Annotated in this window: 20 protein-coding genes and 1 pseudogene; 19 read left to right on the top strand and 2 right to left on the bottom strand. The window is 69.7% G+C overall.

Annotation, left to right across the window (positions count from 1 at the left end; translation table 11 throughout):
* The 13 genes and pseudogenes from rpmD (at position 1) to truA (ending at position 8,445) form a co-directional block, all read left to right on the top strand.
* Complete coding sequence (rpmD, locus tag ACZ6EG_RS14600) at positions 1 to 183, top strand: 50S ribosomal protein L30 (RefSeq protein WP_003974250.1); 183 nt, start codon at positions 1 to 3, stop codon at positions 181 to 183.
* A 2-nt stretch (positions 184 to 185) separates the two neighbouring features.
* A complete protein-coding gene (gene rplO / locus ACZ6EG_RS14595) occupies positions 186 to 641 on the top strand; it encodes a 50S ribosomal protein L15 (RefSeq protein WP_043381011.1) in 456 nt (151 codons plus the stop codon).
* A 242-nt stretch (positions 642 to 883) separates the two neighbouring features.
* Positions 884 to 2,197, top strand: a complete 1,314-nt coding sequence (secY, locus tag ACZ6EG_RS14590; RefSeq protein ID WP_356601757.1) for a preprotein translocase subunit SecY — start codon at positions 884 to 886, stop codon at positions 2,195 to 2,197.
* Positions 2,197 to 2,850 (top strand): adenylate kinase, encoded by a 654-nt coding sequence (locus ACZ6EG_RS14585; protein WP_356601759.1) that lies wholly within the window; start codon positions 2,197 to 2,199, stop codon positions 2,848 to 2,850. The genes secY and ACZ6EG_RS14585 overlap by 1 nt, the downstream gene beginning before the upstream one ends.
* Before the next feature lie 130 nt (positions 2,851 to 2,980).
* Entirely contained in the window at positions 2,981 to 3,817 is an 837-nt protein-coding gene (gene map, locus ACZ6EG_RS14580; RefSeq protein WP_391969950.1) for a type I methionyl aminopeptidase, read from the top strand.
* A gap of 98 nt (positions 3,818 to 3,915) precedes the next feature.
* A pseudogene (locus ACZ6EG_RS14575) lies at positions 3,916 to 4,080 on the top strand (type I methionyl aminopeptidase); the annotation flags it as partial.
* A 149-nt stretch (positions 4,081 to 4,229) separates the two neighbouring features.
* Positions 4,230 to 4,451 (top strand): translation initiation factor IF-1, encoded by a 222-nt coding sequence (gene infA, locus ACZ6EG_RS14570; RefSeq protein ID WP_003948620.1) that lies wholly within the window; start codon positions 4,230 to 4,232, stop codon positions 4,449 to 4,451.
* A gap of 68 nt (positions 4,452 to 4,519) precedes the next feature.
* The gene (gene rpmJ, locus ACZ6EG_RS14565) at positions 4,520 to 4,633 is read left to right on the top strand and encodes a 50S ribosomal protein L36 (RefSeq protein WP_003974245.1); all 114 of its coding nucleotides are present in this window, start codon (positions 4,520 to 4,522) and stop codon (positions 4,631 to 4,633) included.
* A gap of 195 nt (positions 4,634 to 4,828) precedes the next feature.
* Positions 4,829 to 5,209, top strand: coding sequence for a 30S ribosomal protein S13 (rpsM, locus tag ACZ6EG_RS14560; protein WP_003974244.1), 381 nt, complete (start codon positions 4,829 to 4,831; stop codon positions 5,207 to 5,209).
* Positions 5,210 to 5,273: 64 nt separating this feature from the next.
* On the top strand, positions 5,274 to 5,678 hold the full coding sequence (rpsK, locus tag ACZ6EG_RS14555; RefSeq protein WP_003948617.1) for a 30S ribosomal protein S11: 405 nt from the start codon (positions 5,274 to 5,276) through the stop codon (positions 5,676 to 5,678).
* Positions 5,679 to 5,820: 142 nt separating this feature from the next.
* On the top strand, positions 5,821 to 6,843 hold the full coding sequence (locus ACZ6EG_RS14550; RefSeq protein ID WP_003966937.1) for a DNA-directed RNA polymerase subunit alpha: 1,023 nt from the start codon (positions 5,821 to 5,823) through the stop codon (positions 6,841 to 6,843).
* Between the two features lie 181 nt (positions 6,844 to 7,024).
* Positions 7,025 to 7,522: a 50S ribosomal protein L17 gene (rplQ, locus tag ACZ6EG_RS14545; RefSeq protein ID WP_053135645.1), complete on the top strand. Its 498-nt coding sequence runs from the start codon at positions 7,025 to 7,027 to the stop codon at positions 7,520 to 7,522.
* A 68-nt stretch (positions 7,523 to 7,590) separates the two neighbouring features.
* The gene (gene truA, locus ACZ6EG_RS14540) at positions 7,591 to 8,445 is read left to right on the top strand and encodes a tRNA pseudouridine(38-40) synthase TruA (RefSeq protein WP_391969949.1); all 855 of its coding nucleotides are present in this window, start codon (positions 7,591 to 7,593) and stop codon (positions 8,443 to 8,445) included.
* 51 nt (positions 8,446 to 8,496) lie between these two features.
* On the opposite strand, the gene ACZ6EG_RS14535 is transcribed toward truA, so the two are convergent.
* Complete coding sequence (locus tag ACZ6EG_RS14535; RefSeq protein WP_391969948.1) at positions 8,497 to 9,390, bottom strand: hypothetical protein; 894 nt, start codon at positions 9,388 to 9,390, stop codon at positions 8,497 to 8,499.
* 74 nt (positions 9,391 to 9,464) lie between these two features.
* On the opposite strand from ACZ6EG_RS14535, the gene ACZ6EG_RS14530 reads away from it, so the two are divergent.
* From ACZ6EG_RS14530 to glmM, 4 genes are all read left to right on the top strand, one after another.
* Complete coding sequence (locus ACZ6EG_RS14530; protein ID WP_391969947.1) at positions 9,465 to 10,670, top strand: glycosyltransferase 87 family protein; 1,206 nt, start codon at positions 9,465 to 9,467, stop codon at positions 10,668 to 10,670.
* 208 nt (positions 10,671 to 10,878) lie between these two features.
* Positions 10,879 to 11,322: a 50S ribosomal protein L13 gene (rplM, locus tag ACZ6EG_RS14525; RefSeq protein WP_003974239.1), complete on the top strand. Its 444-nt coding sequence runs from the start codon at positions 10,879 to 10,881 to the stop codon at positions 11,320 to 11,322.
* A 42-nt stretch (positions 11,323 to 11,364) separates the two neighbouring features.
* Complete coding sequence (rpsI, locus tag ACZ6EG_RS14520) at positions 11,365 to 11,877, top strand: 30S ribosomal protein S9 (protein WP_052839842.1); 513 nt, start codon at positions 11,365 to 11,367, stop codon at positions 11,875 to 11,877.
* Positions 11,878 to 12,126: 249 nt separating this feature from the next.
* Positions 12,127 to 13,485: a phosphoglucosamine mutase gene (gene glmM / locus ACZ6EG_RS14515; protein WP_384694914.1), complete on the top strand. Its 1,359-nt coding sequence runs from the start codon at positions 12,127 to 12,129 to the stop codon at positions 13,483 to 13,485.
* A gap of 89 nt (positions 13,486 to 13,574) precedes the next feature.
* On the opposite strand, the gene coaA is transcribed toward glmM, so the two are convergent.
* Complete coding sequence (gene coaA / locus ACZ6EG_RS14510) at positions 13,575 to 14,543, bottom strand: type I pantothenate kinase (protein WP_384695310.1); 969 nt, start codon at positions 14,541 to 14,543, stop codon at positions 13,575 to 13,577.
* Between the two features lie 217 nt (positions 14,544 to 14,760).
* On the opposite strand from coaA, the gene ACZ6EG_RS14505 reads away from it, so the two are divergent.
* On the top strand, positions 14,761 to 15,543 hold the full coding sequence (locus ACZ6EG_RS14505; protein ID WP_391969946.1) for a hypothetical protein: 783 nt from the start codon (positions 14,761 to 14,763) through the stop codon (positions 15,541 to 15,543).
* A 129-nt stretch (positions 15,544 to 15,672) separates the two neighbouring features.
* On the top strand, positions 15,673 to 17,520 hold the full coding sequence (gene glmS, locus ACZ6EG_RS14500) for a glutamine--fructose-6-phosphate transaminase (isomerizing) (protein WP_391969945.1): 1,848 nt from the start codon (positions 15,673 to 15,675) through the stop codon (positions 17,518 to 17,520).
* The last annotated feature ends 3 nt before the right edge of the window (positions 17,521 to 17,523 follow it).

Raw genomic sequence — 17,523 nt, 5'->3', positions numbered from 1 at the left:
ATGGCGCAGCTCAAGATTACGCAGGTCAAGTCCTACATCGGCAGCAAGCAGAACCACCGTGACACCCTGCGTTCCCTTGGTCTCAAGGGCATCAACACGCAGGTCGTCAAGGAGGACCGCCCCGAGTTCCGCGGCATGGTGCACACCGTCCGCCACCTCGTGACGGTCGAGGAGGTCGACTGATCATGGGTGAGCAGAACCCGCTCAAGATCCACAACCTCCGTCCCGCCCCGGGCGCCAAGACCGCCAAGACCCGTGTGGGTCGTGGTGAGGCGTCGAAGGGTAAGACGGCCGGTCGTGGTACCAAGGGCACCAAGGCCCGTTACCAGGTTCCGGAGCGCTTCGAGGGTGGCCAGATGCCCCTCCACATGCGTCTCCCGAAGCTGAAGGGCTTCAAGAACCCGTTCAAGACCGAGTTCCAGGTCGTGAACCTCGACAAGCTGGCCGCGCTGTACCCCGAGGGTGGCGAGGTCACCGTCGAGGGCCTGGTGGCCAAGGGTGCCGTTCGCAAGAACAGCCTCGTCAAGGTCCTCGGCCAGGGCGAGATCTCCGTGGCGCTGCAGGTGACGGTCGACGCCGTCTCCGGCTCCGCCAAGGAGAAGATCACCGCCGCCGGCGGTACCGTCACCGAGCTCGTCTGAACCTTTCAGGCGTCTCGATGACATGAGCGATCCCGACCGGGGATGCCCCACAAAAGGGGTATCCCCGGTTGGTCGTTCCAAGGAAAGTACTCCCGCCGGTAAGGTGGCCTGCGCTGCCCTCTTTCACGGGTGCGTCACATGGGGCACCCTGGGCGGCAGTTGACCGTTACTTACTTAGTCGTCAGTCGAATCCTCAAGACCGTCACCCTTGACGCAGTAGCGCGGGGGTCGCAGGAGGCACCGTGCTCACCGCGTTCGCCCGGGCGTTCAAGACGCCCGACCTGCGCAAGAAGCTGCTCTTCACGCTCGGCATCATCGTGGTGTACCGGCTCGGTACCCACATCCCCATCCCAGGCGTCGACTACAAGAGCGTCCAGGAGTGCGTGGACCAGGCGTCCGGCAACCAGGGCATCTTCGGCCTGGTGAACATGTTCAGCGGCGGCGCCCTGCTGCAGATCACGGTCTTCGCGCTCGGCATCATGCCGTACATCACGGCGAGCATCATTCTGCAGCTGCTGACCGTGGTCATCCCGCGCCTGGAGGCCCTGAAGAAGGAGGGCCAGGCGGGCACGGCGAAGATCACGCAGTACACGCGCTACCTGACCATCGCGCTCGCCATCCTCCAGGGCACCGGCCTGGTGGCCACCGCCCGCAGCGGTGCCCTGTTCTCCGGCTGCACCGTCGCCGGTCAGATCGTGCCCGACCAGGCGATCTTCACCACCGTCGTCATGGTGATCACCATGACCGCCGGTACCGCCACCGTCATGTGGCTCGGCGAGCTGATCACGGACCGCGGTGTCGGCAACGGCATGTCGATCCTGATGTTCATCTCGATCGCCGCGACCTTCCCCTCCGCCCTGTGGGCCATCAAGCAGGAGGGCACCCTGGCCGACGGCTGGATCGAGTTCGGCACGGTGATGCTCGTCGGCTTCGTGATGGTCGGCCTGGTCGTGTTCGTCGAGCAGGCGCAGCGTCGCATCCCGGTGCAGTACGCGAAGCGCATGATCGGCCGTCGTTCCTACGGCGGCACGTCGACGTACATCCCGCTCAAGGTGAACCAGGCGGGCATCATCCCCGTCATCTTCGCCTCGTCGCTGCTCTACATCCCGGCCCTGATCGTCCAGTTCTCCGGCTCGACCGCGGGCTGGGCCACCTGGATCCAGAAGAACCTGGCGGATCCGGAGGCGGCGCCGCACGTCGTTCTGTACTTCCTGTTGATCGTTTTCTTCGCCTTCTTCTACGTGGCGATCTCGTTCAACCCCGAGGAAGTCGCGGACAACATGAAGAAGTATGGTGGGTTCATCCCGGGCATCCGGGCTGGCCGACCGACCGCTGAGTATCTGAGCTACGTACTCAACCGGATCACCTGGCCGGGTTCGCTGTATCTGGGCCTGATCTCTCTCGTACCGACAATGGCGTTGGCCGGTTTCGGGGCAAACCAGAACTTCCCGTTCGGCGGGACCAGCATCCTGATCATCGTGGGTGTGGGTCTTGAAACGGTGAAGCAGATCGAGAGCCAGCTCCAGCAGCGCAATTACGAAGGGTTCCTCCGCTGATGCGAATCGTCCTCGTCGGGCCGCCGGGTGCTGGAAAGGGAACGCAGGCCACCCGCCTTGCCGAGACGCTGCACATCCCGCACATCTCCACGGGTGACCTGTTCCGCGCGAACATCAGCCAGCAGACCGAGCTGGGCAAGCTCGCCAAGTCCTACATGGACGCCGGCAACCTCGTCCCGGACGAGGTCACCATCGCCATGGCGAAGGACCGGATGGAGCAGCCCGACGCCGAGGGCGGCTTCCTGCTGGACGGTTTCCCGCGCAACGTCTCCCAGGCCGAGGCGCTGGACGAGCTGCTCGAGACCGAGGACATGACGCTCGACGCGGTGCTGGACCTGGAGGCCCCGGAGGACGAGGTCGTCAAGCGGATCGCCGGCCGGCGCGTCTGCCGCAACAACTCGGCGCACGTCTTCCACGTGACGTACACCCCGTCGAAGCGGGACGACGTCTGCGACGTCTGCGGCGGCGAGCTGTACCAGCGCGACGACGACTCCGAGGAGACGGTGCGCAAGCGGCTCGAGGTCTACCACACGCAGACCGAGCCGATCATCGACTACTACAAGGCACAGGGTCTGGTCGTCACCATCTCGGCCATGGGCCCGGTGGACGAGGTCACCGGCCGTGCGCTGGAGGCGCTCAAGCGCGACAAGTAGTTCTTCCTCACGGCTCAGCCGCGGTCCCTCGTCCGAGGGCCGCGGCTGAGCTGTGGGACGGGGTGGTCACCGCCCCGTATCGTTGGAAGCGTTCCCCGCCCTCCCCAGGTCCAGAAAGGCCGCAGCCCCCATGGTGCAGATCAAGAGCCCCGAGCAGATCGCCAAGATGCGTGAGGCGGGGCTGGTCGTCGCCGCCATCCACGCGGCCACGCGCGAGGCCGCCGTGCCCGGCGCCACCACCAAGGACCTGGACCAGGTCGCCCGCAAGGTGCTCAGCGAGCACGACGCCAAGCCGAACTTCCTCGGGTACGGCGGCTTCCCGGCGACCATCTGCACGTCCGTGAACGAGGTCGTCGTCCACGGCATCCCCTCCGACGACGTGGTCCTCAAGGACGGCGACGTCATCTCCATCGACTGCGGCGCGATCATCGACGGCTGGCACGGCGACGCGGCCTACACGGCCTTCGTGGGCTCCGGTCACTCCCCGGAGCTGGTCGAGCTCTCCCGGGTGACCGAGGAGTCGATGTGGGCGGGCATCGCGGCGATGAAGCAGGGCAACCGGCTCGTGGACGTCTCCCGGGCGATCGAGACGTACATCCGCCGCCAGCCCAAGCCCGGCGGCGGCAAGTACGGGATCATCGAGGACTACGGCGGCCACGGCATCGGCACCGAGATGCACATGGACCCGCACCTGCTGAACTACGTCGACCGCCGGCGCGGCAAGGGCCCCAAGCTGGTCCCCGGCTTCTGCCTGGCCATCGAGCCGATGGTCTCCCTCGGCACCCCGCGCACGGAGGTGCTGGAGGACGAGTGGACGGTCATCACGACCGACGGCACCTGGTCCTCGCACTGGGAGCACTCCGTGGCCCTGACCGAGCAGGGCCCGTTGGTCCTGACCTCGCCGGACGGCGGCAGGGCGAAACTGGCCGAGCTGGGCGTCACGGCGGCTCCGGACCCGCTGGCATGACGACGACCCTGAGTCCGTCCGCCGGTCGGAGGCCGGCGCAGCCGCTCGAAGCCTGTGAGGCGCCCCCGGCGCCGAGCCCGCGAGGGGGGCGTGGGGGATCGGTCGAGTGGACGGTCATCACGACCGACGGCACCTGGTCCTCGCACTGGGAGGACTCCGTGGCCCTGACCGAGCAGGGCCCGTTGGTCCTGACCTCGCCGGACGGTGGCAGGGCGAAACTGGCCGAGCTGGGCGTCACGGCGGCTCCGGACCCGCTGGCATGACGATCACCCTCGCGGGGCAGACTTCCCCGTTTCGCCTTTCCGGGTGTACTGACGTAGACTGACGCGTCGGCTCTCGTGCACCCGCATGTCTGCATGCGCTCGTACGGCGTACGGGGGTCGATCAAGGTAGTCGATTCGAAGGGCGAAGCGTGGCCAAGAAGCAAGGTGCCATCGAGATCGAAGGCACTGTCGTCGAGTCTCTTCCGAACGCCATGTTCAAGGTGGAGCTCCAGAACGGCCACCAGGTCCTGGCACACATCAGCGGCAAGATGCGTATGCACTACATCCGCATCCTCCCTGACGACCGGGTCGTGGTGGAGCTGTCTCCGTACGACCTGACGCGTGGCCGGATCGTCTACCGGTACAAGTAGATCTTGCCCACGTCCCGCGCGGCTCTCGCGCGGGCCCGCCGGCAACTGACCCGGAGAACCTCACACCCATGAAGGTCAAGCCGAGCGTCAAGAAGATCTGCGACAAGTGCAGGGTGATCCGCCGTCACGGTCGGGTCATGGTCATCTGCGACAACCCGCGCCACAAGCAGCGCCAGGGCTGACGTTCGACCGACCGAACCCTCTGCATCTTTCTCGCAGGGATTCGCGCGACGCGAGCTGAATTGTTCATACGCAGGACCCGGGCACGCGGTGCCCGACACCCCCGGTTCGGAGGCCGGGGACCTTGTCCGTACCTAGTACGGCGGACGGGGAGCCGGTCCTGTGGAAGACCTCCGAAGATCACCAGGAGCCATTGAATGGCACGCGTTTCCGGTGTCGACATCCCGCGCGAAAAGCGCGTGGAGATCGCCCTCACCTACGTGTTCGGCATCGGCCGGACGCTCTCGCAGCAGACGCTGGCCGCGACCGGCGTCGACCCGAACACCCGCGTCCGCGACCTCTCCGAGGAGCAGCTCGTCGCGATCCGCGAGTACGTGGACAACAACATCAAGACCGAGGGTGACCTCCGTCGCGAGGTCCAGGCCGACATCCGCCGCAAGGTCGAGATCGGCACGTACCAGGGTCTGCGTCACCGTCGTGGCCTGCCCGTGCGCGGTCAGCGCACCAGCACGAACGCCCGTACCCGCAAGGGTCCGCGTCGCGCGATCGCCGGCAAGAAGAAGCCGGGCAAGAAGTAGTCCTCAGCGGACGCTCATCAGCGGTCTTCGCTGTAGGACCGACCACCTCCCGTAGGAGAACGACATGCCCCCCAAGGGTCGTCAGGGCGCTGCCAAGAAGGTGCGCCGCAAGGAAAAGAAGAACGTCGCTCACGGCCACGCGCACATCAAGAGCACGTTCAACAACACGATCGTGTCCATCACGGACCCGACCGGCAACGTGATCTCCTGGGCCTCCGCCGGCCACGTCGGCTTCAAGGGCTCCCGGAAGTCCACGCCGTTCGCCGCGCAGATGGCCGCCGAGTCGGCTGCCCGTCGCGCGCAGGAGCACGGCATGCGCAAGGTCGACGTCTTCGTCAAGGGCCCGGGTTCCGGTCGTGAGACCGCCATCCGTTCGCTCCAGGCGACCGGCCTCGAGGTCGGCTCGATCCAGGACGTCACCCCGACGCCGCACAACGGCTGCCGTCCGCCGAAGCGTCGTCGCGTCTGATCCGTCGCGTCACTCCCGACGCGTCTGATCTCGCTTCACCAGGGTTTCCGGGCGGTACGGCTCCTCAGGGCCGTATCGCCCGTACCCTTGCAGTACTGGTCGGGCGTCAAATAGCGGGCGCCCCTGACTGAAGGAACACCACATGCTGATCGCTCAGCGTCCCTCGTTGACCGAAGAGGTCGTCGACGAGTTCCGCTCCCGGTTCGTCATCGAGCCGCTGGAGCCGGGCTTCGGCTACACCCTCGGCAACTCTCTCCGCCGCACCCTCCTCTCGTCGATCCCCGGCGCTGCTGTCACCAGCATCCGCATCGACGGTGTCCTGCACGAGTTCACCACCGTGCCGGGCGTCAAGGAGGACGTCACCGACCTGATCCTCAACATCAAGCAGCTGGTCGTCTCCTCGGAGCACGACGAGCCGGTCGTGATGTACCTGCGCAAGCAGGGCCCGGGTCTGGTCACCGCCGCCGACATCGCGCCCCCGGCCGGTGTCGAGGTGCACAACCCCGACCTCGTCCTCGCCACGCTCAACGGCAAGGGCAAGCTGGAGATGGAGCTGACCGTCGAGCGCGGTCGCGGCTATGTCTCCGCCGTCCAGAACAAGCAGGTCGGTCAGGAGATCGGGCGCATCCCGGTCGACTCGATCTACTCGCCGGTCCTGAAGGTCACGTACAAGGTCGAGGCCACGCGTGTCGAGCAGCGGACCGACTTCGACAAGCTGATCGTCGACGTCGAGACGAAGCAGGCCATGCGTCCGCGCGACGCCATGGCGTCGGCCGGCAAGACCCTGGTCGAGCTGTTCGGTCTCGCCCGCGAGCTGAACATCGACGCCGAGGGCATCGACATGGGTCCGTCCCCGACGGACGCCGCGCTCGCCGCCGATCTGGCGCTGCCGATCGAGGAGCTGGAGCTCACCGTCCGGTCGTACAACTGCCTCAAGCGCGAGGGCATCCACTCCGTGGGTGAGCTCGTGGCCCGTTCCGAGGCGGACCTGCTCGACATCCGCAACTTCGGTGCGAAGTCGATCGACGAGGTCAAGGCCAAGCTCGCGGGCATGGGCCTGGCGCTGAAGGACTCGCCTCCCGGCTTCGACCCGACCGCCGCCGCGGACGCCTTCGGCGCCGACGACGACGCGGACGCCGGGTTCGTGGAGACCGAGCAGTACTGAGAACTCGGACCGTTCGGTCCGTACTCGGGTGCGGGTGCGCTGTGGCTGGTCGCGCAGTTCCCCGCGCCCCTTCCGAACGGGCCCCTTCGGGGCCCCGTCCGGATCTCCGACGGGCGATCGCCCGCTCGGACACTGACTCCGGTACCTGATACGGCCGGGGCAGACACCTAGGAGAAACACCATGCCGAAGCCCAGCAAGGGTGCCCGTATGGGCGGCAGCGCCGCGCACGAGAAGCTGCTCCTCGCGAACCTCGCGAAGTCGCTCTTCGAGCACGGCAAGATCAAGACCACCGAGGCCAAGGCGCGCAAGCTGCGTCCGTACGCCGAGCGTCTGGTCACCAAGGCGAAGAAGGGCGACCTTCACAACCGCCGTCAGGTGCTCCAGGTGATCACGGACAAGAGCATCGTCCACACGCTCTTCACCGAGATCGGCCCGCGCTACGAGAACCGTCCCGGTGGCTACACCCGGATCACCAAGGTCGGCAACCGCCGCGGTGACAACGCGCCCATGGCCGTCATCGAGCTGGTCGAGGCGCTGACCGTGGCGCAGCAGGCCACCGGTGAGGCCGAGGCCGCCACCAAGCGTGCCGCCAAGGACGCCGAGACCACCGAGGCCGCCGAGACCAAGGTCGACACGACCAAGGCCGACGACGCCGCCGAGGAGTCGAAGGACGCGTAAGCGTTCTGCCGCGGGCCCGTCCCTTTCGAGGGGCGGGCCCGCTTTCGCGTTGCTGAGAGGATCTCCGGGTGAGTGACGAAGTAGAGGCCGGGCACGTCCGGGTGCGGCTGGACCTGTCCTACGACGGGACCGAATTCTCCGGGTGGGCCAAGCAGGCCGGCGGGCGGCGGACCGTCCAGGGCGAGATCGAGGACGCGCTGCGGACCGTGACGCGGTCGCGGGAGACGTACGAGCTGACGGTGGCGGGGCGGACCGACGCGGGCGTGCACGCGCGCGGTCAGGTCGCACACGTCGACCTGCCGCACGCGGTGTGGGCCGAGCACCACGAGAAGCTGCTCAAGCGGCTCGCCGGGCGGCTGCCCAGGGACGTGCGGGTGTGGGCCCTCCGGGAGGCGCCCGCCGGCTTCAACGCCCGTTTCTCCGCCGTCTGGCGGCGCTACGCCTACCGGGTCACCGACAATCCCGGCGGCGTCGACCCGCTGCTGCGCGGGCACGTCCTGTGGCACGACTGGCCGCTCGACGTGGACGCCATGAACGAGGCCGCCCGCGGGCTGCTGGGGGAGCACGACTTCGCCGCCTACTGCAAGAAGCGGGAGGGAGCCACCACCATCCGCACCCTCCAGGAGCTGAGCCTGGTGCGCGGGGAGGACGGGATCGTCACGGCCACCGTGCGGGCCGACGCCTTCTGTCACAACATGGTGCGCTCCCTCATCGGGGCGCTGCTCTTCGTCGGCGACGGCCACCGCGCGCCCGACTGGCCGGCGAAGGTGCTCGCCGCCGGCGTACGGGACTCGGCCGTGCACGTCGTACGGCCGCACGGGCTGACGCTGGAGGAGGTCGGCTACCCGGCGGACGAGCTGCTGGCGGCCCGGAACAAGGAGGCGCGCAACCGGCGCTCCCTGCCCGGGGCCGGCTGCTGCTGACCGGGCGGGGGGGTGCCCCGGGGGCCGGCGTCGTGGGCCGGCCCCGGTGGGTCAGCCCGCGGCCGCCGCCGAGGCCTGCGTCTCGCCGCGCCGGTGGATCTGGCGGAAGGTGAACTCGGCCAGGTCGTCGCCGGCGCGGAAGACCTCCGTGGTCTTCTCCGTCACGTCCTTGCCGTTGGTGAAGCCGGCGAGGGTGAAGTAGGCGTAGCGGCCGTAGGAGTTGGTGGTGGAGCGGCAGACGGCGCCGGTGCAGAAGGACTTCACCCCGCCGCCGGACAGGGAGCGGACGATGCTCTTCTTGTCGGCCTGCCGCTTGGCCGCGAGGGCCTTGGCCTCGGTGTCGAAGACGGCGACGCCGACCGTCACCGCGGTGTCGCCCACGGTGTAGGTGACGCGCATCAGGCGGGTGCAGTCGTTGTCGGCCAGCACCTTCGGCAGCGTCTTCTGGGCCGCGGAGCCGCAGGTGCGGGTGTCGGCCGTCGGGCCCTTCTTGTAGACCGTCTCGCCCATGGTCAGCTGCGTGCCCGAGAAGAGCAGGTCAGGGCCGAGCGGGGCCTTGTCCTTCTTCGCGCTGGCGATGAAGTCCTTGGGGTCGAGCGGCGGCGGGGCGCTGGTCGGGGCGAAGGACGGGGTCGCGTCCGTCGCGCTGGGTATGTCGGCCGTCGCCGGGAGCTGCGAGGAGGGGCTGTCCGAGGCCTGCCCCGAGCCGTTGGCCGAGACCACCGCCACGGCGACGGCACCGGCGATCACCACGGTGGCCAGCGCGCCGCCGCCGATGAAGAGCAGCCGGCGCCGCTTGGCGCGGGCCTCGGAGGCCTCGGCGAGGGCCGCCCAGTCCGGGGAGTTGTCGCCGTCGCCACTCTTCCAGGGCTGCTGCTGCGGCTGCTGCGATTGCGGTTTCCAGGGATCCCACTGCGACTGAGGTCCCCCCTGCCCAAAGCTCATGGGCCGCATCTTAGACGGGCCGCGTGGCGTGCTGGTGCGGCTCCTGGCGCCTTGCAGCGCCTAGCGTTCCGTCCATGCGGACGGGCAAAAACGACATCTCCGGGTGGTTGGTACGACCGGCGAGCGGGCACCTGTGGGCGGTGCTCGGGACGGTGCTGGCGGTCACCGTGGCGCACACGGCGCGCGTGACCCCGGACGGCGGGATGGACAACGCGATCGTCGTGCGGGCCGCCCGCACCTGGCTGGCCGGTGGCTCCCCGTACGACGATCCCCACTTCCTCTACTTCCCGAGCGCGGTGCTCGCCGCCGCCCCGCAGGCGCTGCTGCCCCCGGGCATGCTGCGGGTGCTGGCGCCGTGCGCGGTGACGGTCCTGCTGGCGCTGGCCTGGGCCGCCGCGCTGCGGCTGCACCGGGTACCCCTGCGCAGCCGGTTCGCGGTCCTCGGGCTGACCGGGCTCGCGGTGGGCTTCGCTCCCTTCGGGCACCTGGTGCGCCTCGGCAACTGGACCGTGACGGCGGCGGTGGCCCTGCCGCTGGCCCTGCTGCTGGCCGGGCGCGGCCGGTGGACGGCGGCGGGCGCGGTCATCGGTGCCGCGGTGGCGCTCAAGCCGCTGCTCGCGCCCGTGTGCCTGCTCCTGCTGTTCGCCGGGCGGTGGCGGGCGCTGGGGGCGGCCGGGGCGGTGCCCGCGCTCGCCTGCGGTGCCGCCGCGTTGCTGATGCCCGACCCGGCGGGCTTCCTCACCCGCACCCTGCCCTTCCTGCTCCACGGCGACGACGGCTTCGTACGGCTCTACGAGGCCTCCCCGGCCGCCGTGCTGCCCCGGCTCGGGGTGCCCGGGGCGCTCGCCCAGGGCGCGGCGGTGGTCGCCGCCGGTGCGGGGGTGCTGTGCGCGTACGCCCGCTGGCGCCGCGCCGATCCCGGACCGGCGCGGCTCGCCGAGACCGCCGCGGGCCTGATGCTCTCGGCGTTCCTCGTCTCCCGGCCCTCCTACGACCACTACCTGCTGGTCGTCCTGCCGCTGCTGCTCGCCGGGCTGCCGTACGCCGGTGCGGTGGCCCGGGGGCCCTGGTTCTGGATCGCCCTGGTGCCCCAGTTGCCGGGGCTGACCTGGCCGTGGCTGGAGTCGGGGCAGCGGCGGGCCTTCAAGGACGCGTTCACGCTGTGCGTGCTGGCGGTGGCGGTCGCCCGGCGGGACGGGGCCGGTACGGTGGACGGCGACGATCACGCGGTCACCGGACGGGCGCCGGTGCCCGTACGGGCCCCCGCGGCTCCGTTTTGACCCGGCCGTGGGACCCCGGGTATTCTGCACAGTCGTATGTGTATTGGCTTGCTCATTCTCACGTGAGGGGCCCTTACACCGGTCCACCGGGACCGATGACCAGCGACCAGCACGCGGTATGCGTCACCGCAGTGCGGTCAGGGCTGTCGTGATCGTCTTCGGTGACCAATGTCAGGACCACTCACTGAAGAAGCGAAGGCTACGAACCGTGCGTACGTACAGCCCCAAGCCCGGCGATGTGACCCGCCAGTGGCACGTCATCGACGCTCAGGACGTCGTCCTGGGTCGTCTGGCCACCACTGCGGCCTCCATCCTGCGCGGCAAGCACAAGCCGATCTACGCGCCCCACGTCGACACCGGTGACTTCGTCATCATCATCAACGCCGACAAGGTGCACCTCTCCGGCAACAAGCGGACCCAGAAGATGGCGTACCGCCACTCCGGGTACCCGGGCGGCCTGCGCTCCGTGCGCTATGACGAGCTGCTGGACAAGAACCCGGAGAAGGCCGTCGAGAAGGCCATCAAGGGCATGCTCCCGAAGAACTCCCTGGGCCGTCAGATGCTCTCGAAGCTGAAGGTCTACAAGGGTGACCAGCACCCGCACGGCGCGCAGCAGCCGCAGCCGTTCGAGATCACCCAGGTCGCGCAGTAGTTCCGGCCACCCCCTAAGACTGAACAGAATCTGAGGAGCATCGTGGCCGAGACCACTGCCGAGCAGCCGCTCGAAGAGATCGACATCGACAGCTACACCACCGAGTCCGAGGTGCCCGTCGAGGGCGAGTACACCTCGGAGTCCATGGCCTCCGCCTTCGGCGAGCCCCAGCCGGCCGCCGGCCTGGGCCGTCGCAAGAACGCCATCGCCCGTGTCCGGATCGTCCCGGGCACCGGCAAGTGGAAGATCAACGGCCGCACCCTTGAGGACTACTTCCCGAACAAGGTGCACCAGCAGGAAGTCAACGAGCCCTTCAAGGTGCTCGAGCTGGAAGGCCGTTACGACATCATCGCCCGCATCGCGGGTGGCGGCGTCTCCGGCCAGGCCGGTGCGCTCCGTCTCGGTGTCGCCCGCGCCCTGAACGAGGCCGACGTGGACAACAACCGCGGCGCCCTCAAGAAGGCCGGCTTCCTGCGCCGCGACGACCGTGCGGTCGAGCGGAAGAAGGCCGGTCTGAAGAAGGCCCGCAAGGCTCCGCAGTACAGCAAGCGCTAAGCTTCGCTGCCTGTACTCCGAACGCCCCGGCGGCACGCCACTGTGCTGCCGGGGCGTTCGTTTATCCCCGTCGTTGGGCGTATAACGGCACAAGACGTTCAGACGTTCAGACGTTCAGGCGCTCTAAGGCTTGTGTGATCGGATGGTCGGGCGGTGCGTCGCGAAGCGCGGCCGTGGCCACGGGAGCCGACCCCGTGTGAGCCGCACTTGCGGCCGGCTCCCGGAATTGACGTTTCCTCAGGAGGACAAGTGGGACGACTCTTCGGCACGGACGGCGTGCGCGGTGTCGCCAACGCGGATCTGACGGCCGAGCTGGCGCTCGGGCTCTCCGTCGCCGCGGCGCACGTGCTGGCCGAGGCGGGCACCTTCGCCGGACACCGGCCGACGGCCGTGGTCGGCCGTGACCCGCGCGCCTCCGGGGAGTTCCTGGAGGCCGCCGTGGTCGCCGGTCTCGCCAGCGCCGGTGTGGACGTGCTGCGGGTCGGCGTGCTGCCGACGCCCGCGGTGGCCCACCTCACCGGAGCGCTCGGCGCCGATCTCGGCGTCATGCTCTCCGCGAGCCACAACGCGATGCCCGACAACGGCATCAAGTTCTTCGCCCGCGGCGGCCACAAGCTCGCCGACGAGCTGGAGGACCGCATCGAGTCCGTCTACGCCGAGCACCGCACGGGCGCCCCCTGGGAGCGCCCGACCGGCGGCGGCGTGGGGCGGGTGCGGGACTACGACGAGGGGCTCGACCAGTACGTCGCCCACCTGGTCGGCGTCCTGCCGAACCGCCTCGACGGGCTGAAGATCGTCCTCGACGAGGCGCACGGCGCGGCCCACCGGGTCTCGCCCGAGGCGTTCGCGCGGGCCGGGGCCGAGGTCGTCACCATCGGTGCCGTGCCGGACGGCCTCAACATCAACGACGGCTGCGGCTCGACCCACCTCGACCTGCTCAAGGCCGCCGTCGTCGAGCACGGCGCCGCCCTGGGCATCGCGCACGACGGCGACGCCGACCGCTGCCTGGCCGTGGACCACACCGGCGCGGAGGTGGACGGCGACCAGATCCTGGCCGTGCTCGCGCTGGCGATGCGCGAGCGCGAGGCGCTGCGCTCCGACACCGTCGTGGCGACCGTCATGTCCAACCTGGGCTTCAAGCTCGCCATGGAGCGCGAGGGCATCCGGTTCGTGCAGACCGGCGTCGGCGACCGGTACGTCCTGGAGGAGATGAAGGCCAACGGCTACGCCCTCGGGGGCGAGCAGTCCGGGCACGTCATCATCCTCGACCACGCCACCACCGGCGACGGCACGCTGACCGGGCTGATGCTGGCTGCGCGGGTCGCGCAGACCGGCCGTACCCTCCAAGACCTCGCGTCCGTGATGGAGCGGCTGCCGCAGGTGCTGATCAACGTGCCGGACGTGGACAAGTCGCGGGTGACGACCTCCGCGGAGCTGGCGACCGCCGTCGCGGAGTCCGAGCGGGAGCTGGGCAGCACCGGTCGGGTACTGCTGCGTCCGTCGGGGACCGAGCCGTTGGTGCGGGTCATGGTCGAGGCGGCGGACATCGAGCAGGCGCGGTCGGTGGCGGGCCGGCTGGCCGACGCGGTGAAGTCCGCGCTGGGCTAGAGGAACCGGACGTGACGCGAAGGGGCGGCCCTCGGGCCGCCCCTTCGCGTTCCTCCGGGCGGGGCGCCAGGACGCGCTCGGCCCGGGTGTCACAGCTTGCGCAGGCTGAGCCGCTGCACCTTGTGATCGGGGCCCTTGCGCAGGATCAGGGTGGCCCGGCCGCGGGTCGGGGCCACGTTCTCCACCAGGTTGGGCTTGTTGATGGTGCGCCAGGTGGTGCGGGCGTAGTCGAGTGCCTCCTCCTCGGACACCTGGGTGTACCTGCGGAAGTACGAGGACGGGTTCTGGAAGGCGGTCGCGCGCAGTTTGCGGAAGCGGCTGAGGTACCAGCGCTCGATGTCCTCGGTGCGGGCGTCCACGTACACGCTGAAGTCGAAGTAGTCGGCGAGCCCGACCCGGGTGCGGCCGTCCTTGCCGGGCAGCGCGGGCTGGAGCACGTTGAGGCCCTCGACGATCAGGATGTCGGGGCGGCGCACGACCAGCCTCTGGTCCGGGACGATGTCGTAGATGAGGTGGGAGTAGACCGGGGCGGTCACCTCGGCCTTGCCCGCCTTGATGTCGGCGACGAACCGGGTGAGGGCCCGGCGGTCGTACGACTCGGGGAAGCCCTTGCGGGACATCAGCCCGCGGGCCTGCAGCTCCCGGGTGGGCAGCAGGAAGCCGTCGGTCGTGACCAGCTCCACGCGCGGATGTTCGGGCCAGCGCGACAGCAGCGCCTGGAGCAGCCGGGCGACGGTGGACTTGCCGACGGCGACCGACCCGGCGACCCCTATGACGAACGGGGTGCCCGACTGGGAGCCCTGTTCGCCCAGGAAGGTGTTCAGCGCGCCGCGCAGGCCGTCGGTGGCGCCGACGTAGAGGTTGAGGAGCCGGGAGAGCGGGAGGTAGATGTCCCGCACCTCGTCGAGGTCGATGACGTCGCCGAGGCCGCGCAGCTTCTCGACCTCCTCGGCGGTCAGCGGCAGCGGCGTCTTGTCGCGCAGCGCGCTCCACTCGGGACGGGTGAGGTCGACGTAGGGAGTCGCCTCCGGCCGCTGCCGGTGGGCGCTCCGGGGCATCGAGGGGACCGGAGAGATCACAGTCCATTGTTAACGGAGTTCGAACGCGACGGCGGGTGGGGTGTGTCACGCCCGGCCGCGCCGTGTCGCGGATGATCACGCCGGTGTCACGGTTCGGGTACCGGGTGGTACGGGGTGATCGGCTGTCAGTTCCCTGTGCGTACAGTGCTCGCACATACGTGCGGACCCTCCGCCGTCCGGAAGAGAGAAACCCAACGTGAGACTGACCGTCGTCCGCCGTACCGCCCTCGCGGCCTCCGCCGCCGCCCTGGCCCTGCTCGTCACCGCCTGCGGCGGCTCCGGCGACGACGGCGGCTCGTCCGACGAGGGCAAGAACGGCGACACCGGCTCGGCGGCCCCCGCGGCGGCCGAGGCGCTCAGCGCCGCGGAGCTGGAGAAGGCGGCCCTCGCGCAGGCGGACGTCAAGAACGGCAAGGTCACCAAGGCGTCGGCGACGGACGACATCGCGAAGGACAAGGTCAAGACGGAGAAGGCGGAGTGCGAGGCGCTCGCCTTCGCCGAGACCGGCGTCCCCCTGGGCACGCCGGCGGCGACCGTCAAGCGGTCCTGGACGGAGGGGCCGAAGAAACCCTCCGGGGACGCGGCGACCGAGGAGGCCATCGGTGCCGCCTTCGACCTGGACAAGGCGCTGGTGACCCTGGCCACCTACGACGACGGCGGCGCCGAGACGGTCCTCGCGGACGTGAAGAAGGCGGCCGGCGCCTGCGCCGGCGGGTTCGCCTTCACCGCCATGGGCGAGCAGGCGAAGATCGCGAAGGTGGCCGAGGACAAGGCGCCCGGCGGGGCCGACGAGGCGGTCGCGATGACGATGACGATGACCGGCGACGAGGGCGACGCCTTCCCGGTCAAGGTGGTCGTCACCCGTAAGGGCTCCACCGTCGTCACCTTCACCGTCCTGAACCTCGCCTCCGCCGGCACCGGCAAGGACTTCCCGTTCCCCGCCGAGATCAGCGACGCGCAGCTCGCCAAGCTGGGCTGAGGACGCGGCCGGGCCGCCGCACACCGTGCACCGAAGTTCCCGCCGGGGCGTTCGTACCCCGGTGGGAATTTCCGATTTCGGGCATGGGAAGGCCGGTTCGGGACCGGATCTGATCGTAGGCTGCCGGTCATGTGCGGAATCGTGGGATACGTGGGGTCTCAGTCGGCGCTCGATGTCGTACTGGCCGGACTGAAGCGACTCGAGTACCGGGGGTACGACTCGGCGGGCGTCGCCGTGCTCGCGGACGGCGGCCTCGCCACCGCCAAGCGCGCCGGGAAGCTCGTCAACCTGGACAAGGAGCTGTCCGAACGGCCCCTGCCGACCGCCGTGACCGGCATCGGCCACACCCGCTGGGCCACGCACGGGGGGCCGACCGACGCCAACGCCCACCCCCACCTCGACAACGCGGGCCGGGTGGCCGTGGTCCACAACGGCATCATCGAGAACTTCGCGTTCCTCCGCGACGAGCTGGCGGAACGCGGTCACGAGCTGGCCTCCGAGACCGACACCGAGGTCGTCGCCCACCTGCTCGCCGAGGAGTTCTCCGCCTGCGCCGACCTCGCCGAGGCGATGCGGCTGGTGTGCCGACGGCTGGAGGGCGCGTTCACGCTGGTCGCGGTGCACGCGGACGCGCCGGACGTGGTCGTGGGCGCGCGCCGCAACTCGCCGCTCGTGGTGGGCGTCGGGGAGGGCGAGGCCTTCCTCGCCTCGGACGTCGCGGCCTTCATCGCGCACACCCGGGACGCCATCGAGCTGGGCCAGGACCAGGTGGTGGAGCTGCGCAGGGACGGCGTGACCGTCACCGGCTTCGACGGCGCCCCGGCCGACGTCCGCTCCTACCACGTCGACTGGGACGCCTCCGCCGCCGAGAAGGGCGGCTACGACTACTTCATGCTCAAGGAGATCGCCGAGCAGCCGAAGGCGGTCGCCGACACGCTGCTGGGCCGCGTGGACGGCTCCGGCACGCTCAGCCTCGACGAGGTGCGCATCCCCGCGGCCGTGCTCCGGGAGGTCGACAAGGTCGTCATCGTCGCGTGCGGCACGGCCTTCCACGCCGGGCTCATCGCCAAGTACGCCATCGAGCACTGGACGCGCGTCCCCTGCGAGGTGGAGCTGGCCAGCGAGTTCCGCTACCGCGACCCGATCCTCGACCAGCAGACGCTGGTGGTCGCCATCTCCCAGTCCGGCGAGACCATGGACACCCTGATGGCCCTGCGCCACGCCCGCGAGCAGGGCGCCAAGGTGCTGGCCATCTGCAACACGAACGGCTCCACCATCCCGCGCGAGTCCGACGCCGTGCTCTACACGCACGCCGGCCCCGAGGTCGCCGTCGCCTCCACCAAGGCCTTCCTCACCCAGCTGGTGGCCTGCTACCTGGTCGCCCTCTACCTCGGACAGGTGCGCGGCACGAAGTACGGGGACGAGATCCGCGACGTCATCCGCGACCTCTCGCGGATCTCCGGCGCGGTGGACCGGGTCCTGGAGACCATGGAGCCGGTACGGGAACTCGCCCGCTCCCTCGCCCACAAGAACACGGTGCTGTTCCTGGGCCGCCACGTCGGACACCCGGTCGCCCTCGAAGGGGCCCTGAAACTCAAGGAGCTGGCGTACATGCACGCCGAGGGCTTCGCGGCGGGCGAGCTGAAGCACGGGCCGATCGCGCTGATCGAGGAGGACCTGCCGGTCGTCGTGGTGGTCCCGTCGCCGCGCGGGCGCTCGGTCCTGCACGACAAGATCGTGTCCAACATCCAGGAGATCCGGGCCAGGGGCGCCCGCACCATCGTCATCGCCGAGGAGGGCGACGAGGCGGTCGTCCCCTACGCCGACCACCTGGTGCGCATCCCGGCCACGCCGACGCTGCTCCAGCCGCTGGTGGCGACGGTGCCGCTGCAGGTCTTCGCCTGCGAGCTGGCGACCGCCCGGGGCAACGAGGTGGACCAGCCGCGGAACCTGGCGAAGTCGGTGACGGTGGAGTAGGTC

The sequence above is a fragment of the Streptomyces sp. NPDC041968 genome (assembly GCF_055589025.1).
Note: the sequence above shows the minus strand (reverse complement) of the source record. Positions and strands in the feature narration are given on the sequence as shown.